This window comes from Streptomyces alboniger (assembly GCF_008704395.1).
GTDB lineage: Bacteria > Actinomycetota > Actinomycetes > Streptomycetales > Streptomycetaceae > Streptomyces > Streptomyces alboniger.
In genome coordinates this window covers 1869569-1894577 of the sequence record NZ_CP023695.1, presented here as the reverse complement: position 1 = coordinate 1894577, position 25009 = coordinate 1869569, and the positions used below count along the sequence as shown (strand labels likewise).

The following is a 25009-nucleotide window of genomic DNA, read 5'->3' as shown; positions in this document are numbered from 1 at the left end:
GTCGGCCCGATTCATGGCGGTGACCGCCTCGGGTGGAAGAGACCTCCGGCAGCGACGACGCTGATCAGTAGCCGTACGAAGCCGGAGGCGCGGTGGACGTTTCAATGACCCTGTGGGTAGCGACCGTTCTAGGTCTGTGTGCCCTGATCGCGGTCGACTTCTTCATCGGGCGCAAGCCCCACGACGTGTCGATCAAGGAAGCCGGAACATGGACGGTCGTCTGGATCGTCCTCGCGGCGCTCTTCGGCCTCGGCCTGCTGGTCGCGGGTGAGAGCCAGGCGTCCGGCGAGTTCTTCGCGGGCTTCATCACCGAGAAGTCGCTCTCCGTCGACAACCTCTTCGTCTTCATCCTGATCATGGCGAAGTTCTCGGTGCCGTCCCACCTCCAGCAGCGCGTACTGCTGTTCGGCGTGCTGATAGCCCTGGTCCTGCGCGCGATCTTCATCGCCGCCGGCGCCGCGGTGATCGCCAACTTCTCGTGGGTCTTCTACATCTTCGGCGCGTTCCTGATCTACACCGCGTGGAAGCTCATCCAGGAAGCGCGTGCCGACGACGAGGAAGAGGACTGGGAGGAGAACCGCCTCCTGAAGTCCATCGAGAAGAAGTTCGGCGTCTCCGACCGGTACGAGGGCACGAAGCTCTTCATCCGGAAGAACGGCAAGAAGATCATGACGCCCCTCATGGTCGTCATGCTCGCCATCGGCACCACCGACGTGCTCTTCGCGATGGACTCCATCCCGGCGATCTTCGGCCTCACCCAGGACCCGTACATCGTCTTCACCGCCAACGCCTTCGCGCTGATGGGCCTGCGCCAGCTGTACTTCCTCATCGGCGGACTGCTCAGGAAGCTCGTCCACCTCAGCTACGGCCTGTCCGTGATCCTCGGCTTCATCGGCGTGAAGCTCGTCCTGCACGCCCTCCACGAGAACGGGGTGCACGTCCCCGAGATCTCCATCCCGGTCTCGCTCGGCGTCATCTGCGGCGTCCTGGTGATCACCACGATCACCAGCCTCATCGCCTCCAAGAAGCAGGAGCAGAAGGCGGCGGCCGAGGCCACGGCCGCCGGGGAGACCTCGAAGGACAGCATCGAGGCCTGACCGCCTCCTCGCCGCCTCCCCAAGGAGGCGGCACCGAGTAGCGACACCTGACCGCCCGGGGCAGCATCGAGTCATGGTCACTCGGCTCCGGGCGCTCGGCATGCAGTGGACGACCGTGGTCCCGCTCCTCGCGGTCGTCCTCCTCGCCCTCACCTGGGGCCGCGATCTGCCCGGCGTGGTCGTCGCCCTGGTCACGCTGATCCTCGCCGGAGCGGTGCTGGCCGCCGTCCACCACGCCGAGGTGATCGCCCACCGCGTCGGCGAGCCCTTCGGTTCGCTCGTCCTCGCGGTCGCCGTGACGATCATCGAAGTCGCGCTGATCGTCACCCTCATGGCCGACGGCGGCGACAAGAGCTCCACACTCGCGCGGGACACGGTCTTCGCCGCCGTGATGATCACCTGCAACGGCATCGTGGGCCTCTGTCTCCTGGTCGGCGCGCTGCGCCACCGCGTCGCCGTCTTCAACCCCGAGGGCACCGGCGCCGCCCTCGCGACCGTCGCCACCCTGGCCACGCTCTGCCTGGTCCTGCCGACGTTCACCACCACCAAGCAGGGCCCGGAGTTCACCACGAGCCAGCTCACCTTCGCCGCCGTGGCCTCGCTCATCCTGTACGGCCTGTTCGTCACCACGCAGACCGTGCGCCACCGCGACTACTTCCTGCCCCTCACCAAGCAGGGCCAGGTCATCGACGCCGACAGCCACGCCGAAGTCCCCTCCTCCCGGCAGGCGCTGACCAGCCTCGGCCTCCTCGCGCTGGCCCTGGTCGGCGTGGTCGGACTGGCCAAAGGCGTGTCACCGACCATCGAGTCGGGCGTGGAGAGCGCCGGCATGCCGCACGCCGTGGTCGGCGTGATCATCGCACTGCTCGTGCTGCTCCCCGAGACCATCGCGGCCGTCCGCGCCACCCGCCGCGACCGCGTGCAGACCAGCCTGAACCTCGCCCTCGGCTCGGCGATGGCCAGCATCGGCCTGACCATCCCGGCCGTCGCGGTCGCCTCCGTCTGGCTGGCCGGGCCGCTCGTGCTCGGCCTGAGCGCGACCCACATGGTGCTGCTCGCCCTCACGGTGATCGTCGGCACGCTCACGGTGGTGCCGGGGCGCGCCACCCCGCTCCAGGGCGGCGTCCACCTGGTGCTGTTCGCGGCGTACCTGGAACTGGCGGTCACTCCCTAGGTCCCGTGGCACAGCCCCCGCAGCCCAGGCCCCGCAGCCCAGGCCCCGCCCAGGTCCCCGCCCCAGGGCTCACCCGGTGGCCGGCGCCACCTCCCGCACCGGCCGCGTCTCCGGGAGCAGCGCGAAGCAACCGAGGCTCAGCAGCGCGATGCCCGACAGGTACGCGGCCACGCCCCACGGCGTCCCGTCCCCCTGCGCCACCGCCGTCGCCACGATGGGCGTGAGCGCGCCGCCGAGCACCCCGCCGAGGTTGTAGCCGACCGCGGCGCCCGTGCAGCGCACGCGCGGCTCGTACAGCTCGGGCAGATACGCGGCGATCACGGCGAACATGGTGATGAACGCGACCATCGCCACCAGGAAGCCGAGGAACATCAGCAGCGGCTGCCCGGTCGAGAGCAGCGCGATCATCGGGAACATCCACAGCGCCGACGCCGTGCAGCCGAGCAGGCACAGCGGCCGCCGCCCGTACCGGTCACCCAGCACCGCCACCACCGGCGTCAGGGCGCCCTTCACCACGACGGCCGCCATGATGCAGGCCAGCATGACCGTACGGCTCACCCCGAGCCGCTCCACTCCATAGGCGAGGGACCAGGTCGTCACCGCGTAGAAGACGGCGTACCCGACCGCGAGCGCGCCCGCCGTCAGGAGCACCAGGCGCCAGTGGTCGCGGACCACCTCGGCGAGCGGCACGCGCGCGTGCTCGCGCAGCCGCAGGAAGTCGGGGCTCTCGGCGAGCGAGGAGCGAAGCACGAGCCCGGCCGCCGCGAGCACGCCCGCGGCCCAGAACGGCACGCGCCACCCCCAGGCCGCGAACTGGGCGTCGGTGAGCGTCGCGGAGAGCGCCAGCATGATGCCGTTGGCCAGCAGGAACCCGACCGGGGGCCCGATCTGGGGAAAGCTCGACCACAGCCCGCGCCGCTCGGCCGGCGCGTGCTCCGCGGTCAGCAGCACGGCCCCGCCCCACTCACCGCCGAGCCCGAGACCCTGCACGAAGCGCAGCACGAGGAGGAGCAGGGGAGCGGCGATCCCGATCGAGTCGTACGTCGGTACGCAGCCGACGGCGACCGTGGCGAGGCCGGTCAGGAGCAGCGACCCGAGGAGCACGGGCCGCCGCCCGCGCCGGTCTCCGATGTGCCCGAAGACGATCGACCCGAGGGGCCGTGCCACGAAGCCCACTCCGAATGTCGCGAAAGCGGCGAGAGTTCCCGCCAGCGGGGAGAACGTGGGAAAGAACAGCGGCCCGAGGACCAGGGCCGCGGCCGTCCCGTAGATGAAGAAGTCGTAGAACTCGATGGCGGTCCCGGCCAGCGAGGCCGCCGCGAGCCGTGGCAGAGAGGGGGGTCGGGTGGTGCGCATGCCGCGTCAAGTACCCACAGTGACGGGTGGTTACGGGGGGCGCACAGAGGTGATCGGGTCGCTCAGTACGTCACCGTGATGCGCCGCCCCGGCCCGTCTACCCGCACGTTCCCTCCGTACGGGATCACCAGCTGGGGGTCGGTGTGTCCGAGGTCCACGTCGAAGACCGCCATGGTGTCCGGGGCGTACATGCCGAGCGCCCGCAGTACGGCTTCGCGCTGCTCACGTGCGTGCGCGGCCTTCTGGTCGGCGTCCTGGGGGCGGGTGAACGACCAGGCCTTGGCACGCCCCATCAGGAGGGCGGGGAAGCGGTGCAGCATCCCGCGCTCGCCCATGTTGCGCAGGATGCGGAACACCTGCTCGGCGCCGATGAGTTCCTCGCAGGTCTCCAGGAACAGTACGCAGCCGTCGTACGCCGACAGGTCCCGCGCGACCTCGCGGTCCGCCATCAGGAGCCACGAGACGATCTCCAGCTCGCCGCCCCAGGAGCGGCCCTCCACGACCCGCTCCGGCCGGTGCCAGTACCAGCCGGAGCCCGGCTCGGTCGGCGGCTCCTGCGCGAAAGTCGCGGGGTCCTCCCAGGGCAGGTCCACGTCGCGGTAGCGGTCGGCGGGGTGCAGCTCATAGGCCCCGGACGTGAAGAGCGCGGCGCGCAGCGAACGTTCCGTCAGGGGCGCCATCGCGCCGGGCCGGCCCAGCTCGCACATCACGGAAGCGCCGTGAAAGCCGACGATGCCGCACTGCCAGAGGTAGGCCAGCAGGTTGGTGTTGTCGCTGTAGCCGAAGAACGGCTTCGGGTGCGCGCGGATCAACTCGCGGTCCAGGTGCGGCAGTACGGTGATCTGGTCGTCGCCCCCGATGCTGGCGATGACGGCCTTGACGGTCGGGTCGGTGAAGGCCGCGTGGATGTCGTCGGCACGCTCCCGGGGCGTCGAGCCCATTCTTCGCGTCGAGGGATACTCCACGGGTTCGAGGCCGAACTCCTTGCGGAGCCGTTCGAGGCCCAGCTCGTAGGGGAGCGGGAAAAGCTCCGGCAGGCCCCTGGACGGGGAGATCACGGCGATGCGGTCACCGGGCGAGGGCTTGGGCGGGTACAGCGGTTCGATCATCATGGAGCGCAGCGTAAAGCCGTACTCACGCTCAGCGCACCGGAGTTCCCGCGCGCGGGAGGCGTGATAGACCTCCTCCATGACCCTCAGCGCCCGCGGCCTCGCCACCGCTCCGATCATGATTCTGAACGGCCCGAACCTGAACCTCCTCGGGCAGCGCCAGCCCGAGATCTACGGCTCGGACACCCTCGCCGACGTCGAGGCCCTGTGCGCCGAGGCGGCGGCAGCGCACGGCGGGACGGTGGACCTGCGGCAGAGCAACCACGAGGGCGAGTTGGTCGACTGGATCCACGAGGCGCGCGAGCGCCACGCGGGCATCGTCATCAACCCCGCGGCCTACTCCCACACGTCCGTCGCGATCCTGGACGCCCTCAACACCTGTGACGGGATGCCCGTGGTGGAGGTCCACATCTCCAACATCCACCAGCGCGAGGCGTTCCGGCACCACAGCTACGTCTCGCAGCGCGCCGACGGCGTCATCGCGGGCTGCGGCGTCCAGGGGTACGTCTTCGCGGTGGAGCGGGTGGCGATGCTGGTGGCCGCCGGGGCGTGACGCCTGCCCCTGGCCCGCCGGCGCCGCCCGTGTTCACCAGCCGCGGGCGCGCCACTCCGGGAGGTGCGGGCGCTCGGCGCCCAGCGTCGTGTCGTCGCCGTGGCCGGGGTAGACCCACGTCTCGTCGGGGAGCGTTCCGAAGATCTTCGTCTCGACGTCGTCGATGAGGCTCGCGAACGCCTTCGGATCCTTCCAGGTGTTGCCGACGCCGCCCGGGAAGAGGCAGTCGCCGGTGAACACGTGCGGATGGCCGTGCGGGTCGTCGTAGACGAGCGCGATCGAACCCGGAGTGTGGCCCACCAGGTGGCGGGCGGTGAGGGTGACCCGGCCGACCGTGATCGTGTCGCCGTCGTCGACGAGGACGTCCGTCGGCACGGGGATGCCCTCGGCGTCCTCGCGGCCCGCGTACGTCCGCGCGCGGGTCGCCGAGACGACCGCGGCGAGCGCCTGCCAGTGGTCGCCGTGCTGGTGCGTGGTGACGACGGACGCGATGCCGTCGTCACCGATCAGCGTCAGCAGGGTCCCGGCGTCGTTGGCCGCGTCGATCAGGAGCTGCTCGCCGGTGGCCCGGCAGCGCAGCAGGTACGCGTTGTTGTTCATCGGCCCGACCGCGACCTTGGAAATCATGAGGTCCGGCAGCTCGTGCACATCCGCGCCCCCGCCGACCTTCACCGCTCCGCTGTACGTCATGGCCGTCAGCCTATAGCGGGGGCAGGGCCGGCAGGAGGCCTCCTTCGGACGTCAGCGCGGAGCCGTCGCGGCGGCCGGAGAGCCAGCCGACCACCTCCGGCGCCGGGCCGGACACGGTGATGGTGGCGTCGTCGGGGGCACCCTCGCGGCCGGTGCTCCACGCGTGCGTGCCGTCGGTGATCCGTGTCGGCGGCACCGTCGCGTTCCCCGAGAAGCGTGCGGCCAGGAACGCGATCTCACGCCGGACGAACTCCTCCGGCAGGTCCTCGAGCTCGTATCCGACGCCGAGGTCGACGTGGTGCAGCTCGACCTCGACCCAGCGCCGGAACGGCACCCGCGACGCGGAGTCGGTGACGCCGTTGCGCAGCTCCACCGTGCGGGACCAGTCCGCGGGCTTCGCCGCCTCCTCCCGGAAGCGGGCCGCGCTCTCCTCCACGTCCGCCAGCTGCTCGGTGAGCGCGCGCGGGGCGTCCCGCTCGATGTCCGCGTCGCGTGTCTCGGCGCTGGCGTACATCGGCCGCCCGGCGAGCACGTTCACCAGCGCGTCCGCGTTCCGCGCGAGGTGGGCGAGGACATGACCGCGGGTCCAGCCCGGCAGTCGTGACGGCTCGGCGATCGAATCGTTGTTCAGTTTCGCGACCGCGCTGAGCAGCCGGTCGGTCGCGTCACGTACAGACGCGAGGTCGCGCACATGATCAATCATGCGCCCGACGATAGCTGGGTCACACGTTCGGGTGAAGGAGTCCAGGTCACCCCGTAAATCGAATGTGCGTGCTATATGGTCGAGGGCGGCATCGGGCATTCTTGACGGTGCGGGCTTGTTCCACAGGTGAACCAGGGAAGCAGCCCGGCGTTGTCAGTGGCTCGCCCTAGTCTGTGAAAGACGGGGTTTCGTCCCTGTCACTTCTCTCTAGAAAGGTGCGGACCGGCGTGGCCGACCGTCTCATCGTCCGTGGCGCGCGCGAGCACAATCTCAAGAACGTCTCGCTCGACCTCCCGCGTGACTCCCTCATCGTGTTCACCGGACTCTCCGGCTCGGGCAAGTCCTCGCTCGCGTTCGACACGATCTTCGCCGAGGGCCAGCGGCGGTACGTCGAGTCGCTGTCCTCGTACGCCCGGCAGTTCCTCGGCCAGATGGACAAGCCCGACGTCGACTTCATCGAAGGCCTCTCCCCGGCGGTCTCCATCGACCAGAAGTCGACCTCGCGCAACCCGCGCTCGACGGTCGGCACCATCACCGAGGTCTACGACTACCTGCGCCTGCTCTTCGCGCGCATCGGCAAGCCGCACTGCCCTGAGTGCGGCCGCCCCATCTCCCGGCAGTCGCCGCAGGCCATCGTCGACAAGGTCCTGGAGCTGCCCGAGGGCAGCCGTTTCCAGGTCCTGTCCCCGCTGGTGCGCGAGCGCAAGGGCGAGTTCGTCGACCTCTTCGCCGACCTCCAGACCAAGGGGTACTCCCGCGCGCGGGTCGACGGGCAGACGATCCAGCTCTCCGAGCCCCCCACGCTCAAGAAGCAGGAGAAGCACACCATCGAGGTGGTCATCGACCGCCTCACCGTGAAGGACTCCGCCAAGCGCCGCCTGACCGACTCCGTGGAGACCGCCCTCGGCCTCTCCTCGGGCATGGTCGTGCTCGACTTCGTCGACCTCCCCGAGGACGACCCGGAGCGCGAGCGCATGTACTCGGAGCACCTCTACTGCCCGTACGACGACCTGTCCTTCGAGGAGCTGGAGCCCCGCTCCTTCTCCTTCAACTCGCCCTTCGGCGCCTGCCCGGACTGCACGGGTATCGGTACGCGCATGGAGGTCGACCCCGAGCTGATCATCCCGGACGAGGACAAGTCGCTCGACGAGGGCGCCATCCACCCCTGGTCGCACGGGCACACCAAGGAGTACTTCGGCCGGCTCGTCGGAGCGCTCGCCGACGCCCTCGGCTTCTCCACCGACATGCCCTGGGCCGGTCTGCCGCAGCGCGCCAAGAAGGCCCTCCTGTACGGCCACAAGACGCAGATCGAGGTGCGCTACAGGAACAGGTACGGCCGGGAGCGGGTCTACACCACCGCCTTCGAAGGCGCCGTCCCCTTCGTCAAGCGCCGCCACAGCGAGGCCGAGAGCGACGCCAGCCGCGAGCGCTTCGAGGGCTATATGCGCGAGGTGCCCTGCCCCACCTGCGAGGGCACCCGCCTCAAGCCCATCGTCCTGGCCGTCACGGTCATGGGGAAGTCCATCGCCGAGGTCTCCGCGATGTCCATCAGCGACTGCGCGGACTTCCTCGCGGAGCTGAGGCTGGGCGCCCGCGACAAGAAGATCGCCGAGCGCGTCCTCAAGGAGGTCAACGAACGGCTGCGCTTCCTGGTCGACGTCGGCCTGGACTACCTGTCGCTGAACCGCGCCGCGGGCACCCTCTCCGGAGGCGAGGCCCAGCGCATCCGCCTGGCCACGCAGATCGGCTCCGGCCTCGTCGGCGTGCTCTACGTCCTGGACGAGCCGTCCATCGGCCTCCACCAGCGCGACAACCACCGCCTGATCGAGACGCTCGTACGCCTGCGCGACATGGGTAACACGCTCATCGTCGTCGAGCACGACGAGGACACCATCAAGGTCGCCGACTGGGTCGTCGACATCGGTCCCGGCGCGGGCGAGCACGGCGGCAAGGTCGTGCACAGCGGCTCCATGAAGGAGCTGCTCGCCAACGACAAGTCGATCACCGGGCAGTACCTCTCGGGCAAGAGGTCCATCCCGGTCCCGGACGTGCGCCGCCCCGCCGACCCCTCCCGGCAGCTCACGGTGCACGGCGCCCGCGAGAACAACCTCCAGGACATCGACGTCTCCTTCCCGCTCGGCGTCCTCACGGCCGTCACGGGCGTCTCGGGCTCCGGAAAGTCGACGCTGGTCAACGACATCCTCTACACCCACCTGGCCCGCGAGCTGAACGGCGCCCGCTCCGTCCCGGGCCGCCACACGCGCGTGGACGGCGACGACCTCGTCGACAAGGTCGTGCACGTCGACCAGTCGCCCATCGGCCGCACCCCGCGGTCGAACCCGGCGACGTACACCGGAGTCTTCGACCACGTCCGCAAGCTCTTCGCGGAGACGACGGAGGCGAAGGTGCGGGGCTACCTCCCCGGGCGCTTCTCCTTCAACGTCAAGGGCGGCCGCTGCGAGAACTGCTCCGGTGACGGCACCATCAAGATCGAGATGAACTTCCTGCCGGACGTGTACGTCCCGTGCGAGGTCTGCCACGGCGCGCGCTACAACCGCGAGACGCTGGACGTCCACTACAAGGGCAAGTCCATCGCCGAGGTCCTCGACATGCCGATCGAGGAGGCGCTCGACTTCTTCGAGGCCGTGCCCGCCATCGCCCGCCACCTGAGGACGCTCAACGACGTCGGACTCGGGTACGTGCGCCTCGGCCAGTCCGCGCCCACCCTCTCCGGAGGCGAGGCCCAGCGCGTGAAGCTGGCCTCCGAGCTCCAGAAGCGCTCTACGGGCCGGACCGTGTACGTCCTCGACGAGCCGACCACCGGCCTGCACTTCGAGGACATCAGCAAGCTGATCACGGTCCTGTCCGGCCTGGTCGACAAGGGCAACACGGTCATCGTCATCGAGCACAACCTCGACGTCATCAAGACCGCGGACTGGGTCGTCGACATGGGCCCCGAAGGCGGTAACGGCGGCGGTCTGGTCGTCGCCGAGGGCACGCCCGAGGCGGTCGCGGGGGTGGCGACCAGCCACACCGGCAAGTTCCTGCGGGACATCATCTCGGCGGACCGGATCAGCGACGCGACGCCCTCGCAGGGGCGCGGGTCGGCCAAGAAGGCCCCGGCGAAGAAGTCCGCCGCCAAGCGGGCGGTCGCGGCGAGCGCCACGGCCACGAAGAAGACGGCCACGGCCCGGACGGGCACCGCCGCCAAGAAGGCTGTCACCAAGAAGGCTGCCGCCACGAAGACGACGGCTACGAAGACGACGGCTACGAAGACGACGGCTACGAAGAAGGCCGCCGTCGCCAAGAAGGCCGCCTCCACGGCGAAGAAGTCCGTCGCCAAGAAGGCGACGCGGGCCCGCAAGGCCTGACCGGCACCCGGCACCCGGCACCGGCCGCAGCGCCCCGCCCCCTCTGGACTCCCCCGGGAGTCCACCGAAGGGGCGGGGCGTTCTCGGTCGGCGGGTCCGGAGGCGGGGACGTCTTGGGGGGACGTCTTGTCGGGCGCCCCCGCCCGTGGTCGGCTGGCCCCATGTCCGTACGTACTGAACGCGAAGGGCCCGTCACCACCATCGTGCTGTCCCGGCCCGCCGCCCGGAACGCCGTCGACGGGCCCACCGCCCGCGCCCTCGCAGACGCCTTCCGCGCCTTCGACGCCGACCCGGACGCCTCCGTCGCCGTCCTGTGGGGCGAGGGCGGCACCTTCTGCGCGGGCGCCGACCTCAAGGCCATCGGGACCCCCGACGGCAACGACGTGACGGAGGCCGGGGAAGGTGGTGGCGACGGCCCCCTGGGCCCCACCCGGATGCGCCTGTCCAAGCCGGTGATCGCGGCGATCTCCGGTCACGCCGTCGCGGGCGGCCTCGAACTCGCCCTCTGGTGCGATCTGAGGGTCGCCGACGAGGATGCCGTCCTCGGGGTCTTCTGCCGCCGCTGGGGCGTCCCGCTCATCGACGGCGGGACGGTACGGCTGCCGCGGCTGATCGGCGAGAGCCGTGCCATGGACCTGATCCTGACGGGCCGTCCGGTGGGCGCGGCCGAAGCGCTCGCCATGGGCCTGGTCAACCGCACGGTGCCCACCGGCACCTCGCGCGCCGCGGCCGAGCGCCTCGCCGCCGAGATCGCCGCCTTCCCCCAGACCTGCCTGCGGCACGACCGGCTCTCCCTCCTCGAACAGGGCGGCCTGTCCGAGCAGGAGGCGATGGCGGGAGAGTTGCGGCACGGCCTGCACTCACTGGCCGAGGCCGCCGAGGGAGCCGCCCGCTTCACGGCGGGCGCGGGCCGGCACGGGGCGTTCACGGAACGGTGACCCGCCCGCACGCCGAGACCCGCTGACCGCGCCCTGTCCGAACTCGCGCCCTACCCGAGCTCCGCCGCATACGGAGGTTCCGCGCCCGTTCGCGAGCAGGTGACCGCCGCCGCCCGCGCCGCGAACCGCAGTACGTCCGACCAGGCCTCGGCGTCCAGCCCGGCCACCGCTTCCGGCGAGAGCGCGTCCCGGGTCGCGAGGCCGTGCAGCAGCGCCGCGTTGACCGTGTCGCCCGCGCCGATCGTGTCCACCACGTCGACCGGTTCGCCGGGAACGCGCAGCTCGTCCCCGTCCCGCGTGTACAGCCACAGGCCTTCACCGCCGCGCGTGACGACCACGGCCGACGGCCCGGACGCCAGCCACTCCCGCGGGGTGCCGCCGAGCCAGTCGGCGTCCTCCTGCGACAGCTTGAGCAGCGACACCGACGGCAGCCAGCTCCTGAACCGCGCGCGGTACGCGTCCGCGTCGGGGATCAGCGCGGCTCGTACGTTCGGGTCGAGCGCCGTGAACACGCCGCGTCCCGCCGCGCGGCGCAGCAGTTCCTCGAACGCGCTCGCGCCCGGTTCGAGGACGAGCGAGCAGGTGCCGAACGACATCGCGCGTACGCCGTCGGGGAGGCGGTCCGGAGCGCTGAACAGGCGGTCGGCCGTGCCCTCGACGTAGAAGGAGTACCCGGCGGAGCCGTCCGCGCCGACCGAGGCGACGGCGAGCGTCGTCGGCTCGGGGCCGCGCTGGACGTACGAGAGATCGACACCGGCCGCCCGCAGCCCGCCGAGGAGCGCCTCGCCGAACGCGTCGCGTGACACGCGCGAGCAGAACGCGACGGGTGAGCCGAGGCGGCCGAGTGCCACGGCGGTGTTGTACGGGCCGCCGCCGAGGCGCGGCGCGAGCGGGGGCAGCCCGGCGTCCTGGTCCGCCTCCTGCGGCACGAGGTCGATCAGGGCCTCTCCTGCGACGACTATCACGGGTGGTTCCTCTCGGGGCGCTGCCTGGCTCGGGCCGCGCGGCACGGCGCGCGCCCGGCATCCCGCTCAGGCTAGGCCGTGCGCGGCCCTTCGGCAGGAAGCGGGCGGCACTCGGGCACGCCCGCGCCCAACCCGGCCCCAAAGCCGCGCGCCGGTATGGTCTGATCCGTCACCGAAACGCCCCTGACCTGTGGAGACACCATGCCCGGCACGCCCCCCGCCCGCCGCACCGTGCTGCGGGCCGCCGCTCTCGCCCCGGCCGTCGGGCTCGGCCTCACCGCCTGCGCCTCGGACGACGGCGGATCGAACAGGTCGGCGCCGACCGCGCCGGTGGACCTCGGGAAGTCCGACGACGTGAAGGTGGGCGCCTCGAAGCTGTACACGGACGAGAACGTGGTCGTCAGCCGGATCTCCGAGGACGAGTACAAGGCGTACAGCACGATCTGCACGCACGCGCGGTGTCCGATCCAGACGCTGGAGGGGCACAAGCTCATCTGCCAGTGCCACGGCAGCCAGTTCGACGCCACGAACGGCAAGGTGCTGAAGGAGCCGGCCGTCAAGCCGCTGGCCGAGCTGCCGGTCAAGGTGGAGAACGGCAAGATCATCGCGGGCCCCCAGAACCCCGGCGCCGGGAAGAAGGCCTAGCTCACCCCGAGGCCCCTACTCCCAGTCCCACGCGATCCCCAGCAGCCCCGCCCGCACCTGTGGCTCCACCAGATGCACTGAGCGGTGGCTGCCGCTCAAGGTCAGCTCCTGCCGGCCCCCGCGCGGCCCGGCGGCCGACTGCTGGGCGAAGCGGTGGCAGCGTACGGGCAGGGCCAGCTCGTCGAAGCGGATCTGGAGCGCGTACTGCCCGCCCGCGTACGTGAAGCCGCGCACGTACTCGGTGGCCGTCCCCGCCGTGCCGTCCTCGAAGCCGTACGCGAACAGATGCGTGTCGCCCGCCCGCAGCCGCGCGTCGAAGAGCAGTTCGGCGACCAGCACCCCCGTCCCCTCATGCCAGCGCACGCGCCCCGTACGGCAGTTCTCCAGAGCCCGCACGCGCACGCGGTCGGGGGCACAGCCGGGGTCGCCGTGGTAGATGGCGACGTAGTGGTCGATACCGTCGCGGTGGGCGCGTACGACGTGCTGCGACTCGCGGCCGACCAGCTCGCGGCGCGCGCCGATCCGCACCCGCTCGTGGTGGCCGATGGTGTGCAGCCCGCCGTCGACCGGCGAGCCCAGTTCGGTCAGGAGCGCGCGCAGTACGTCGGAGGCCTCCACGAGGGAGCGGTACGAGCGTGCGGCGGGCCGTTCGGTGTCGGCGCGCTCGCCGGGGTGGGCGAGGAGCCGGAGCAGCGACTCCTCGGGGAGCTGAAGGATCTCCTCCAGGGCGCGTACGGCGCGCAGCGACTCGGCGCGCTGGGGGCGCCGGGCGCCCTGCTGCCAGTAACTCAGACTGGTCACCCCGACGTTGATGCCGTGCTGGGCCAGATGGTGACGCACGCGCTGCAACGGCAGTCGCCGGACGGCGATCGCGGTGCGCAGCGCGAGGTGGAAGGGGCCGGTGCGCAGGGCGGCCGTCAGCTCCGCAGGTTCGTCGTCCGCCATCCATGCCGCGTCCGCGGGCGCGCCGTGTGCGAACCGTGTGCCGTGCCGCATGCGGGCCCCTTTCTGTGAACGTTCACTCCAGCCGCCCGGCGTTCGCGCCGGTCGGAGCGGGTCGCCAGGTCGGCGTACGACGTCCGTTCACATCCGTACGCCGCCGTTCACGGCCCAAGTAATTCCGCATTGAAGCGTGTTGACCTGCACTCGACAACACTCGATGCTCAATCGCAGCGTCCGGACGCGCTCCTCCACACCCCACATCCCGCTCGGGAGGAACGCGATGCGCCCACCGATCAGCAGGACCAGCAGCACAGGCAGACGCAGACATCTCTGCGCGCTCGCCGTCGTCGCCGCCGCGCTCCTGACCGCCCCCACGGCCACGGCGGCCCCCGCCCCCACCACCTCCGCCGCCCCCGTCACGTCCGCCGCGCCCGCCGCCTCCGAGGCGAGCGGCACGGCCGCAGCCGACGCCTCCGTCCTCGCCGCGAAGCGCCTGAACATCACCATGCAGGCGCAGCAGAAGACCAACTGGTGCTGGGCCGCGGGCGGCAACACCATCGCGGCCTTCATGGGCCGCAACTACAGCCAGAACCAGTTCTGCAACGCCGCCTTCGGGCGCAGCCAGAACACCGAGTGCCCCAACAACCAGGCCACGCTCGGCAATGTGCAGAACGGCCTGCGCTGGGCGGGCATCAACCCCGGCTCGTACGTCACCGGGTGGCTGCGCTACTCCACGGTCAAGACCGAGGTCGACGCGGGACGCCCGGTCGAGACCCGCATCCAGTGGTCCAACGGCGGCGGTCACATGCACGTCCTCTACGGCTACGACGACGCCAACAGCTGGGTCTACTGGGGCGACCCCTGGCCCTCCAGCGACCGCTACAACTGGGCCTCGCACGCCTGGTACGTCGACAACAACACCTTCTCCTGGACCCACTCGCTCTACCGGATAGGGGCGTGAGAGCGATGACCCGTCACCTTCCCCGCCACCTGGCCAGGGCCGCGCTCGCCACGTCGGCCGCCACCCTGCTCGTGGGCCTCGTCACCCCGGCCGCCACCGCCGACTCCGGACCCCCCGCCCCCTCCGCGGCCTCGCGTGACGCCGCGCACAAGGCGGCGCAGGCGCCGAAGACCCTGGAGACGCTCTCCCGCTTCTTCTCCCGGGAGGGAGCGGTCGCCAGGGCCGCGGCCGACCCGCGGGTCGAGGGCAAGGCCGTACCCGTGTACTACCTCTCCCCGGAGTTCGTCGCGGGCAAGAAGGGCGCACCGGTCACCCGCCTGGAGTTCCTCGCCAGCAAGGCCGTCTCCTCGGACGGCCAGGAGGCCTCCCTGTGGACGGTCGAGCGAGGCGGGTCGTGGCAGGTCGTGAACATCGCCACAGGGGACGACGAGACCCGCTACGCGCGCGCGGGCGCGAAGAAGCTCCCCGGAGGCACCGTCTTCCACGAGCCGCAGATCAACGCCTGGTACGTGCAGGGCCACGCGCGCGTGCTGCCCCTCGACAAGGACGCGGTGCGAGCCGTGGGCGCCGACGGCACCTCGCTGGCCGCCTATCGCAAGCGCGTCCAGAAAGCGTACGGCGACAAGCTGCCGGGCTCCGCGTACGAGAAGTCGGGCAAGGCGGGCGGATACGACGACGCGAAGGCCGAGCAGGCCTCCGTCGCGGGCCCGGCCGAGAGCACGGCCGAAGGCCCCGTGACGGTCGCCTCCTCACTGGCCGGCGCGAGCGCCCTGGTCGCCCTCGGCCTCTCCGGGACGGCGCTCGTGCGGCGCCGCAAGGCGCGGCAGCAGGGCTGAGCGAGCCGGGGACGGCGGCCGGGACGCCGACCGCCGTCCCCTACCGGGGGTGCGGCCGCTGTTCCCCGCGGGGTACGGCGGCCGTCCCCTGCGCCGACCCGGACTGTCAGCGCACGCCAGTAGGCTGTCCGACATGGCCGACCCTTCCAGCTACCGCCCCAAGCCGGGACAGATCCCCGACGCCCCGGGGGTCTACAAATTCCGCGACGAGCACCGCCGGGTGATCTACGTCGGGAAGGCCAAGAGCCTGCGCCAGCGCCTGGCCAGCTACTTCCAGGACCTGGCGAACCTGCACCCCCGCACCCGCTCCATGGTGACGACCGCCGCCTCCGTCGAGTGGACGGTGGTGAACAACGAGGTCGAGGCGCTCCAGCTGGAGTACTCCTGGATCAAGGAGTTCGACCCCCGGTTCAACGTCAAGTACCGCGACGACAAGAGCTATCCGTACCTCGCGGTGACGATGAACGAGAAGTTCCCGCGCGTGCAGGTGATGCGCGGCCACAAGAAGAAGGGCGTGCGCTACTTCGGCCCCTACGGCCACGCCTGGGCGATCCGCGACACCGTCGACCTCCTCCTGCGCGCCTTCCCGGTGCGCACCTGCTCCGCGGGCGTGTTCAAGAACGCCACCCGCACCGGCCGCCCCTGCCTGCTCGGCTACATCGGCAAGTGCTCGGCGCCCTGCGTGGAGCGCGTCACCCCCGAGGACCACCGCGAACTCGCCGAGGACTTCTGCGACTTCATGGCCGGCCGCACCGGGACGTACATCCGCCGCCTGGAGCGGCAGATGGCGGACGCGGCCGAGGAGATGGAGTACGAGCGCGCGGCCCGCCTGCGCGACGACATCGACGCCCTCAAGAAGGCGATGGAGAAGAGCGCCGTCGTCCTCGCCGACGCCACCGACGCGGACCTCATCGCCCTCGCCGAGGACGAGCTGGAGGCCGCCGTCCAGATCTTCCACGTCCGGGGCGGCCGCGTGCGCGGCCAGCGAGGCTGGGTCACCGACAAGGTCGAGGCGGTCACCAGCGGCGACCTCGTCGAGCACGCGCTCCAGCAGCTCTACGGCGAGGAGACCGGCGACGCCGTGCCCAAGGAGGTGCTGGTCCCGGCCCTGCCCGATCCCCTGGAGCCGGTCCAGGAGTGGCTGACGGAGCGCCGCGGTGCCAACGTCTCGTTGCGCATCCCGCAGCGCGGCGACAAGAAGGCCCTCATGGAGACCGTCGCGCGCAACGCCCAGCAGTCCCTGGTCCTGCACAAGACCAAGCGCGCCTCCGACCTCACCACCCGCTCCCGCGCCCTGGAGGAGATCGCGGCCGCCCTGGAGCTGGACAGCGCGCCCCTGCGCATCGAGTGCTACGACATCTCGCACCTCCAGGGTGACGACGTCGTGGCGTCGATGGTCGTCTTCGAGGACGGCCTCGCCAGGAAGAGCGAGTACCGCCGGTTCCAGATCAAGGGCTTCGAGGGCCAGGACGACGTCCGCTCCATGCACGAGGTGATCACGCGCCGCTTCAAGCGCTACATCTCCGACAAGGAGCGGACGGGGGAGTGGTCCGAGGAGGGAGCCGACCCGGAGAGCGGCGAGGTTCCCGCCAGCGGCCTCACCGAGGAGGACGGCCGCCCCAAGCGGTTCGCGTACCCCCCGCAGCTCGTCGTCGTCGACGGCGGCCAGCCGCAGGTGGCGGCCGCCCAGCGGGCCCTCGACGAGCTGGGCATCGACGACATCGCGGTCTGCGGCCTGGCCAAGCGCCTGGAGGAGGTCTGGGTCCCCACCGAGGAGGACCCGGTCATCCTGCCGCGCACCAGCGAGGGGCTCTATCTCCTCCAGCGCGTACGTGACGAGGCGCACCGCTTCGCCATCACCTACCAGCGCGCCAAGCGGGCCAAGCGCTTCAAGGCGGGGCCGCTGGACGAGGTGCCGGGGCTCGGCGACGCCCGCAAGCGGACGCTGATCAAGCACTTCGGTTCGGTGAAGAGACTCCGATCCGCGACAATCGACCAGATCTGCGAGGTTCCGGGCATAGGCCGCAAGACGGCTGAGGCCATCGTGGCGGCCTTCGCCCGGGCGGCACCCGCCGCCCCCGCCGTGAACATGGCGACCGGAGAGATCATGGAAGACGAGGAGCCCACCTCGGCGGGCGCCTCGGGTAGTGCGGTCGAGATGCCCGCCCCGGCGGACATCTTTGGCGGCGAGGACGAGGAACCCGTGACCGCGGGTCCCTCCGGCAGCGCAGACGAGGAGCCCGTGACCGCGGGCGCCGCAGAGGAACGACGGGGGCAGCAGACATGAGCGAGCACGACGAAGGTGGAGAGCAAGTGAGTGCGGGCACGCCCATCGAGACGCCAGGGGTGCCGGAGGCGGCGATCCCCGAACTGGTGATCATCTCCGGCATGTCGGGCGCCGGACGCAGTACGGCCGCCAAGTGCCTGGAGGACCTCGGCTGGTTCGTGGTCGACAACCTGCCGCCCGCGCTGATCCCCACGATGGTGGAGCTCGGAGCCCGCTCGCAGGGCAACGTCGCCCGCATCGCGGTCGTCGTCGACGTCCGCGGCCGGCGCTTCTTCGACAACCTCCGCGAGTCCCTCGCCGAGCTGGAGTCGAAGAACGTCACGCGGCGCATCGTCTTCCTGGAGTCCTCCGACGAGGCCCTGGTGCGCCGCTTCGAGTCGGTCCGCCGCCCCCACCCGCTCCAGGGCGACGGCCGCATCGTCGACGGCATCGCCGCCGAGCGCGACCTGCTGCGCGAGCTGCGCGGCGACGCCGACCTCGTCATCGACACCTCCAGCCTCAACGTGCACGAGCTGCGCGCCAAGATGGACGCCTCGTTCGCGGGCGAGGAGGAGCCCGAGCTGCGGGCCACCGTCATGTCCTTCGGCTTCAAGTACGGGCTCCCGGTCGACGCCGACCTCGTCGTCGACATGCGCTTCCTGCCGAACCCCCACTGGGTCCCCGAGCTGCGCCAGTACACCGGCCTGAACGAGGAGGTGGCGGCGTACGTCTTCAACCAGCCCGGCGCCAAGGAGTTCCTCGACCGGTACGCCGAGCTGCTCCAGCTCATCGCCGCGGGCTACCGCCGCGAGGGCAAGCGTTACGTGACGATCGCGGTCGGCTGCACGGGCGGCAAGCACCGCTCGGTGGCCATGTCGGAGAAGCTCGCGGCACGCCTGGCCTCCGAGGGCGTGGAGACCGTCATGGTCCACCGGGACATGGGGCGCGAGTGAAGCCGACCCGCCGGACCGTCCGCCTGACCCGTCTGGGCCGCAAGCGGGGCACCCAGCCGAAGGTGGTCGCGCTCGGCGGGGGCATGGGGCTGTCCGCCTCGCTCGCCGCGCTGCGCCGCATCACCGGGGCCGGTGACCTCACCGCCGTCGTCACGGTCGCCGACGACGGCGGCTCCAGCGGCCGCCTCCGTGACGAGCTGGGCGTGCTGCCGCCCGGTGACCTGCGCAAGGCGCTCGCCGCGCTCTGCGGCGACGACGACTGGGGCCAGACCTGGGCCCGCGTCATCCAGCACCGCTTCCAGTCCCGCGGCGACCTGCACGAGCACGCGGTCGGCAATCTCCTGATCGTCGCCCTGTGGGAGCAGCTCGGCGACCACGTCCAGGCCCTGGACCTGGTCGGCCGCCTGCTCGGCGCCCAGGGCCGGGTGCTGCCCATGTCGGCCGTCCCCCTGGAGCTCCAGGCCCTGGTCAAGGGCCACGACCCGGCCCGCCCCGACGACGTGGACACCGTCCGCGGCCAGGCCACGGTGGCCCTCACCCCGGGCGAGGTCCAGTCCGTGCACGTCGTCCCGCACGACCCGCCGGCCGTCCCCGAGGCGGTCGCCGCCGTGCTCGACGCGGACTGGGTCGTGCTCGGCCCGGGCTCCTGGTTCTCCTCGGTGATCCCGCACCTTTTGGTCCCCGAACTGCTCGACGCGCTCACCGAGACGAAGGCCCGCAAGGTCCTCCCGCTCAACCTCGCGCCGCAACCGGGAGAAACCGATGGCTTCTCTCCGCAGCGTCATTTGGAGGTTTTGGCCCGACACGCCCCTAAACTCGCCCTGGACGTGGTGCTGGCCGACGAGGCCGCCGTGCCCGACCGAGAGTCGCTGACCGATGCCGCGAAGCGGCTCGGTGCGACGGTCGAGCTGGCGCCGGTGGCCCGGCCCGACGGGACTCCGAGGCACGATCCGGAGCTCCTGGCAGCCGCGTACGACCGTATTTTTCGGATGCATGGAAGGATCGGCCCATGGCGATGACGGCAGCGGTGAAGGACGAGATCTCCCGGCTTCCCGTCACCCGGACCTGCTGCAGGAAGGCAGAGGTCTCGGCGATCCTGCGGTTCGCGGGCGGCCTTCACCTGGTGAGCGGCCGCATCGTGATCGAGGCGGAGCTGGACACCGCGATGGCGGCACGACGCCTGAAGCGGGACATCCTGGAGATCTTCGGGCACAGCTCGGAGCTGATCGTGATGGCCCCCGGCGGCCTGCGGCGCGGTTCGCGTTACGTCGTTCGGGTGGTCGCGGGCGGCGATCAGCTGGCCCGGCAGACGGGCCTCGTGGACGGCCGCGGCCGCCCCATCCGGGGCCTGCCGCCGCAGGTGGTCTCGGGGGCCACCTGCGACGCGGAGGCGGCCTGGCGCGGGGCGTTCCTCGCGCACGGCTCGCTCACCGAGCCCGGCCGCTCATCCTCCCTGGAGGTGACCTGCCCCGGCCCGGAGGCCGCGCTCGCGCTCGTCGGCGCCGCGCGCCGACTCCAGATCGCGGGCAAGGCGCGCGAGGTGCGGGGCGTGGACCGGGTCGTCGTACGCGACGGGGACGCGATCGGCGCGCTGCTCACCCGTCTCGGGGCGCACGAGTCGGTGCTCGCCTGGGAGGAGCGGCGGATGCGGCGCGAGGTGCGTGCCACCGCCAACCGCCTGGCCAACTTCGACGACGCGAACCTGCGCCGCTCGGCGCGCGCGGCCGTCGCCGCCGGTGCCCGCGTGCAGCGCGCCCTGGAGATCCTCGGCGACGAGGTGCCCGAGCACCTGGCGGCCGCGGGACGGCTGCGCATGGAGCACAAGCAGGCCTCCCTGGAGGAGCTGGGCGCCCTCGCCGACCCGCCGCTGACCAAGGACGCCGTCGCGGGCCGCATCCGCCGGCTGCTCGCCATGGCCGACAAGCGGGCCCAGGACCTGGGCATCCCCGGCACGGAGTCCAATCTGACCGAGGAGCTCGCGGACAACATGGCGGTCTGACCCCAGGCCTTTACCGCACCCCAGGCCTTTACCGCACCGCAGGCCACGTGAGCCGTCGGCGCCCCACACGGCACCGGCGGCTTTCGCGTGCCCGCCCCCGCGTTCCGCGTGCCCGCCCCCCGGCATCCTCACCCGCTGTATTGACATGATCATGCACTGTCACGAGCCTTGCATCCGGCACATCTGTGCCGGACAACCGCAAGGGGGGCACATGAGACGAAGAGCGAGCGCGAGGTCGATCCTCGCCGCGAGCGCACTGCTCATCGGCGGTCTCGCCGCCGCGCCGCACGCCCAGGCGAGCGGACCCGCGAAATCCCCGGCCGCCGACGACCCGGCGGCCGTGAAGGTCTACCAGGCCGACGTCACCAAGAAGCAGATACCGATCCTGATCAAGGCGGGCCAGGACGCCCACGAACTCGCCGGACAGGCCCCCGAGCGCGGCACCGGCCGCGTCGAGCTGTATCTGACCGAGGGCCAGGCCGAGGCGATCGAGCGCCAGGGCATCGAACTCAGCGAGCACAAGGTGTCCCCGGCCGCGGAGAAGAGGCTCAAGGCCGCGGGCGACGGCGTCTACCGCCCGTACAGCGGAAAGGGCGGCCTCAAGGAGGAGATCGTCAGGACCGGGCAGGCCCACCCCGGCCTCACCAAGGTCGTCTCCATCGGCAAGAGCCTTCAGGGCAAGGACATCCTCGCCCTGAAACTCTCCAAGAACGCCAAGAAGTCCAAGGACGGCTCCAAGCCGTCCACGCTCTACCTGTCCAACCAGCACGCACGCGAGTGGATCACCCCCGAGATGACCCGCCGCCTGATGCACCACTACCTCGACAACTACGGCAAGGACAAGCGCATCACCAAGCTGGTGGACTCCACCGAGCTGTGGTTCGTGCTCTCCGCCAACCCCGACGGCTACGACTTCACGCACGCCGCCGACGGGGAGCGCCAGTGGCGCAAGAACCTCCGCGACATCGACGGCGACGGCCGGATCGCCCCCGGCGACGGCGTCGACCTCAACCGCAACTTCGCCTACAAGTGGGGCTACGACAACGAGGGTTCGTCCCCCCACCCCTCCTCGGAGACCTACCGCGGCACGGGACCCATGTCCGAGCCCGAGACCAAGGCGCTCGACCGCTTCCAGAAGCGGATCGGCTTCGAGTACGGCATCAACTACCACTCCGCGGCCGAACTGATCCTCTACGGAGTGGGCTGGCAGGTCGCCACGCCCACCCCGGACGACGTGCTCTACAAGGCACTCGCGGGCACCCCCGAGAAGCCCGCGATACCCGACTACCACCCGCAGGTCGCCTCCGAGCTGTACACCACCAACGGCGAGGCCGACGGTCACGCGGGCAACATCAACGGCATCCCGATGTTCACCCCCGAGATGTCCACCTGCCAGACCGCCTCGAACGTAGACCCGGGCGACGCCTGGAGGCCCGAGGACTGCGCGTCCATCTTCACCTTCCCCGACGACGAGAAGCTGATCCAGCAGGAGTTCGCGAAGAACGTCCCCTTCGCGCTCGCCGTCGCCGAGACGGCACTCCACCCGGACCAGCCGGTCTCCGTCAGCGGCATCGAGGCTCCGGACTTCACCCCGGACACCTTCTCCACCTCGTACGCACGCGGCGGCGACCAGGAAGTCGCCGTCACCGCCCGCAAGTCCGTGCGCGGCAAGGAGCTGAACTACCGGATCAACGGCGGCCGCACGCACGACGAGAAACTCAAGGCCTGGAAGGGCGGCGAGACCTACGGCGGTGAGGACAACCTCCACTTCGACCAGTACCGCGCCGAGGTCGAGGGCGCCCGCGCGGGCGACAAGGTGGAGGTGTGGTTCACCGGCCGCACCAAGAAGGGACGTACCCAGAGCGAGCACTTCACGTACACCGTCGCCGAGCGCCCGAAGGGGAGCGCGCTCGTCGTCGCCGAGGAAGGCGCCCCGGCCGCCCAGACCAAGAAGTACATCGACGCCCTGAAGGCCAACGGACGCTCCGCCGCCGTCTGGGACGTCGCCGAGCGAGGTGCTCCGCACCCGCTGGGCGTCCTGTCGCACTTCTCCGTAGTCGTGCACCCCACCGGCGACCCCGTCCCCGGCGCACCCACCCAACTCGCCCTGCGCGCCTACCTCAACGAGGGCGGCAATCTCATCGAGTCCGGCGAGCGCACCGGCGGGGACGTCGACCTGGGCGAGGCCCTGACCGACGACTTCGCGCAGTACTACCTCGGCGCCTACGAACGTCTGCCCGCCCCCGGCGTCAAGAGCTTCAAGGGCAGCGGCGCGCTCGGCCGGGTGAACACCCCGCTCGCCGACGCCGGCGCCAACCCGCTGGACAAGGCCGGCCGCTTCACCGTCACCTCCGACAACCTGCCCGCCAGGCAATTCCCGCAGTTCAAGAGCGCCGCCGCGGGCTCCTACCCCGGCCTCACCAACCCGTACGCGCCCTACGAGGGCCAGGGCATGGCCTCGGCCACCCACGCCGACCGGGACTACAAGCGGCTCACCCGCACCCTCGACCTGACCGGCGTCCCGGCCGCCGACAAGCCCGAGCTGAGGCTGGCCCTCAACTGGAGCCTGGAGCCCGGATACGACCACGGGCTGCTCGAAGCCCGCACCCCGGGCGCCGACGACTGGACGACGCTGCCCGACAGGAACGGCAACTCCCGGGCCACCGTGCCCGCCGAGTGCGCCGCCGGGTTCCTCCTCAACGGCCACCCCTTCCTGCGCCACTACCTGACGCTCGGGGCGGGCGGCTGCACGGCCACCGGCAGCAGCGGCTCCTGGAACAGCTTCACGGGTTCCTCCGGCGGCTGGAAGCCCGTCGCCTTCGACCTGAGCGCCTACGCGGGCAAGAAGGTCGAGGTCTCCCTCGCCTCCGTCACCGACCCCTCCAGCGGGGGGCGCGGCCTCTTCGCCGACAAGGCGCAGCTGGTCATCGGCGGCGATGTCAAGGAGACCGAGGGATTCGAGACCTCGCTCGGCTCCTGGAAGGTCTCCCCGCCCCCGGCCGGGAGCCCCAATATCACAGGCGACTGGAGCAGCTCCGGGGAGCTGTACAAGCCCTACGCGGCGGTTACAGCGCGTGACAGCGTGCTCCTCGGCTTCGGCCTGGAGCACGTGCCCGGAAGTGCGGAAAGAACCGCTCTTATGGGCGCCTCCCTGGCACATTTGCGCAGCTGACACGGCGTAATCGGGTCCAAGGTCCCGGTGGCCCGTACCCCTACTGAGGGGTACGGGCCTTTGTGCGGCTTCCAGCCCCACTCAATGTCACCTCGGGGCCTTCGGAGAGGTAGGGTCGGAGGCGGTCGGGGACATCCCATACAACTCGCCGGCGTCTAAAACCGGCGTACCAACGAGGAGATCGGTTTCGTGACGATCCGCGTAGGCATCAACGGCTTTGGCCGCATCGGTCGCAACTACTTCCGCGCGCTGCTCGAGCAGGGTGCGGACATCGAGATCGTGGCTGTCAACGACCTGGGTGACACCGCGACCACCGCGCACCTTCTGAAGTACGACACCATCCTGGGCCGCCTCAAGGCCGAGGTGTCGCACACCGAGGACACCATCACCGTCGACGGCCGCACCATCAAGGTGCTGTCCGAGCGCAACCCCGCGGACATCCCGTGGGGCGACCTCGGCGTCGACATCGTGATCGAGTCCACGGGCATCTTCACGAAGAAGGCCGACGCCGAGAAGCACATCACCGGCGGTGCCAAGAAGGTCCTCATCTCGGCTCCGGCCAAGGACGAGGACATCACCATCGTGATGGGCGTCAACCAGGACAAGTACGACGCGGCCAACCACCACGTCATCTCCAACGCCTCCTGCACCACCAACTGCGTGGCGCCGATGGCCAAGGTCCTCGACGAGAACTTCGGCATCGTCAAGGGCCTGATGACGACGGTCCACGCGTACACCAACGACCAGCGCATCCTGGACTTCCCGCACTCGGACCTGCGCCGCGCCCGCGCCGCCGCGGAGAACATCATCCCGACGACCACCGGCGCCGCCAAGGCCACCGCCCTGGTCCTGCCGCAGCTCAAGGGCAAGCTGGACGGCATCGCCATGCGCGTCCCGGTCCCGACGGGCTCCGCCACCGACCTGGTGGTCGAGGTCTCCCGCGAGGTCACCAAGGACGAGGTCAACGCCGCGTTCAAGAAGGCCGCCGACGACGGCGACCTGAAGGGCTACCTCTTCTACACCGAGGACCCGATCGTGTCCTCGGACATCGTCAGCGACCCGGCCTCCTGCACCTTCGACTCGTCCATGACCATGGTCCAGGACGGCAAGTCGGTGAAGATCCTCGGCTGGTACGACAACGAGTGGGGCTACTCCAACCGTCTGGTCGACCTCACGGTCTTCGTCGGCGGTCAGCTCTAATATCCAGAGCAGGCATCTCGATGTGAGCACAGGGTCTGTCCCGCGCACCGCCGCGCCGGACGGGCCCTGTTGCATGTCA

General features: G+C 70.9%; 20 protein-coding genes. 14 read left to right on the top strand and 6 right to left on the bottom strand.

Going from position 1 to position 25009, the window contains the following annotated elements:
• The first annotated feature begins 92 nt into the window (after positions 1-92).
• Entirely contained in the window at positions 93-1097 is a 1005-nt protein-coding gene (locus CP975_RS08315) for a TerC family protein (protein ID WP_150476711.1), read from the top strand.
• Between the two features lie 73 nt (positions 1098-1170).
• Entirely contained in the window at positions 1171-2271 is a 1101-nt protein-coding gene (locus CP975_RS08310) for a calcium:cation antiporter (protein WP_055536346.1), read from the top strand.
• A 69-nt stretch (positions 2272-2340) separates the two neighbouring features.
• On the opposite strand, the gene CP975_RS08305 is transcribed toward CP975_RS08310, so the two are convergent.
• Together CP975_RS08305 and CP975_RS08300 are read right to left on the bottom strand one after the other, a co-directional pair.
• The gene (locus CP975_RS08305; protein WP_199783095.1) at positions 2341-3627 is read right to left on the bottom strand and encodes an MFS transporter; all 1287 of its coding nucleotides are present in this window, start codon (positions 3625-3627) and stop codon (positions 2341-2343) included.
• A gap of 62 nt (positions 3628-3689) precedes the next feature.
• Positions 3690-4736: a S66 family peptidase gene (locus CP975_RS08300; protein ID WP_055533014.1), complete on the bottom strand. Its 1047-nt coding sequence runs from the start codon at positions 4734-4736 to the stop codon at positions 3690-3692.
• A gap of 79 nt (positions 4737-4815) precedes the next feature.
• On the opposite strand from CP975_RS08300, the gene aroQ reads away from it, so the two are divergent.
• On the top strand, positions 4816-5289 hold the full coding sequence (aroQ, locus tag CP975_RS08295) for a type II 3-dehydroquinate dehydratase (protein ID WP_055533010.1): 474 nt from the start codon (positions 4816-4818) through the stop codon (positions 5287-5289).
• 33 nt (positions 5290-5322) lie between these two features.
• On the opposite strand, the gene CP975_RS08290 is transcribed toward aroQ, so the two are convergent.
• Positions 5323-5979, bottom strand: a complete 657-nt coding sequence (locus CP975_RS08290) for an MBL fold metallo-hydrolase (protein ID WP_055533008.1) — start codon at positions 5977-5979, stop codon at positions 5323-5325.
• 10 nt (positions 5980-5989) lie between these two features.
• Positions 5990-6682, bottom strand: coding sequence for a maleylpyruvate isomerase family mycothiol-dependent enzyme (locus CP975_RS08285; RefSeq protein ID WP_055533006.1), 693 nt, complete (start codon positions 6680-6682; stop codon positions 5990-5992).
• Between the two features lie 227 nt (positions 6683-6909).
• Here CP975_RS08285 and uvrA point away from each other — a divergent pair, with 227 nt between their 5' ends.
• Together uvrA and CP975_RS08275 are read left to right on the top strand one after the other, a co-directional pair.
• Positions 6910-10053 (top strand): excinuclease ABC subunit UvrA, encoded by a 3144-nt coding sequence (gene uvrA, locus CP975_RS08280; protein WP_055533012.1) that lies wholly within the window; start codon positions 6910-6912, stop codon positions 10051-10053.
• Between the two features lie 161 nt (positions 10054-10214).
• Positions 10215-10991 carry a crotonase/enoyl-CoA hydratase family protein gene (locus CP975_RS08275; protein ID WP_055533004.1) on the top strand — a complete coding sequence of 259 codons (777 nt, stop codon included), beginning with the start codon at positions 10215-10217 and terminating at the stop codon, positions 10989-10991.
• Between the two features lie 50 nt (positions 10992-11041).
• Here the strand turns inward: CP975_RS08275 and CP975_RS08270 are convergent, their stop codons facing one another.
• Positions 11042-11956: a carbohydrate kinase family protein gene (locus tag CP975_RS08270; RefSeq protein WP_055533002.1), complete on the bottom strand. Its 915-nt coding sequence runs from the start codon at positions 11954-11956 to the stop codon at positions 11042-11044.
• 201 nt (positions 11957-12157) lie between these two features.
• On the opposite strand from CP975_RS08270, the gene CP975_RS08265 reads away from it, so the two are divergent.
• Positions 12158-12601: a Rieske (2Fe-2S) protein gene (locus CP975_RS08265; RefSeq protein WP_055532993.1), complete on the top strand. Its 444-nt coding sequence runs from the start codon at positions 12158-12160 to the stop codon at positions 12599-12601.
• Between the two features lie 15 nt (positions 12602-12616).
• On the opposite strand, the gene CP975_RS08260 is transcribed toward CP975_RS08265, so the two are convergent.
• Complete coding sequence (locus tag CP975_RS08260) at positions 12617-13597, bottom strand: hypothetical protein (protein WP_055532991.1); 981 nt, start codon at positions 13595-13597, stop codon at positions 12617-12619.
• A 226-nt stretch (positions 13598-13823) separates the two neighbouring features.
• Here CP975_RS08260 and CP975_RS08255 point away from each other — a divergent pair, with 226 nt between their 5' ends.
• The 8 genes from CP975_RS08255 to gap all read left to right on the top strand — a co-directional run bounded on the left by CP975_RS08255 (position 13824) and on the right by gap (position 24930).
• The gene (locus CP975_RS08255; protein WP_150476710.1) at positions 13824-14504 is read left to right on the top strand and encodes a papain-like cysteine protease family protein; all 681 of its coding nucleotides are present in this window, start codon (positions 13824-13826) and stop codon (positions 14502-14504) included.
• A gap of 5 nt (positions 14505-14509) precedes the next feature.
• Entirely contained in the window at positions 14510-15340 is an 831-nt protein-coding gene (locus CP975_RS08250) for a hypothetical protein (RefSeq protein WP_150476709.1), read from the top strand.
• A 133-nt stretch (positions 15341-15473) separates the two neighbouring features.
• Entirely contained in the window at positions 15474-17627 is a 2154-nt protein-coding gene (gene uvrC / locus CP975_RS08245) for an excinuclease ABC subunit UvrC (protein ID WP_055535484.1), read from the top strand.
• Positions 17624-18559 (top strand): RNase adapter RapZ, encoded by a 936-nt coding sequence (gene rapZ / locus CP975_RS08240; RefSeq protein WP_030784139.1) that lies wholly within the window; start codon positions 17624-17626, stop codon positions 18557-18559. Before uvrC ends, rapZ begins: the two co-directional genes overlap by 4 nt.
• Positions 18556-19578 carry a gluconeogenesis factor YvcK family protein gene (locus CP975_RS08235; RefSeq protein ID WP_030784142.1) on the top strand — a complete coding sequence of 341 codons (1023 nt, stop codon included), beginning with the start codon at positions 18556-18558 and terminating at the stop codon, positions 19576-19578. Before rapZ ends, CP975_RS08235 begins: the two co-directional genes overlap by 4 nt.
• On the top strand, positions 19569-20558 hold the full coding sequence (gene whiA / locus CP975_RS08230; RefSeq protein WP_030784145.1) for a DNA-binding protein WhiA: 990 nt from the start codon (positions 19569-19571) through the stop codon (positions 20556-20558). Before CP975_RS08235 ends, whiA begins: the two co-directional genes overlap by 10 nt.
• Before the next feature lie 211 nt (positions 20559-20769).
• Complete coding sequence (locus CP975_RS08225) at positions 20770-23730, top strand: M14 family metallopeptidase (protein ID WP_055527043.1); 2961 nt, start codon at positions 20770-20772, stop codon at positions 23728-23730.
• A 189-nt stretch (positions 23731-23919) separates the two neighbouring features.
• The gene (gene gap / locus CP975_RS08220) at positions 23920-24930 is read left to right on the top strand and encodes a type I glyceraldehyde-3-phosphate dehydrogenase (protein WP_055527045.1); all 1011 of its coding nucleotides are present in this window, start codon (positions 23920-23922) and stop codon (positions 24928-24930) included.
• Positions 24931-25009: the final 79 nt, after the last annotated feature.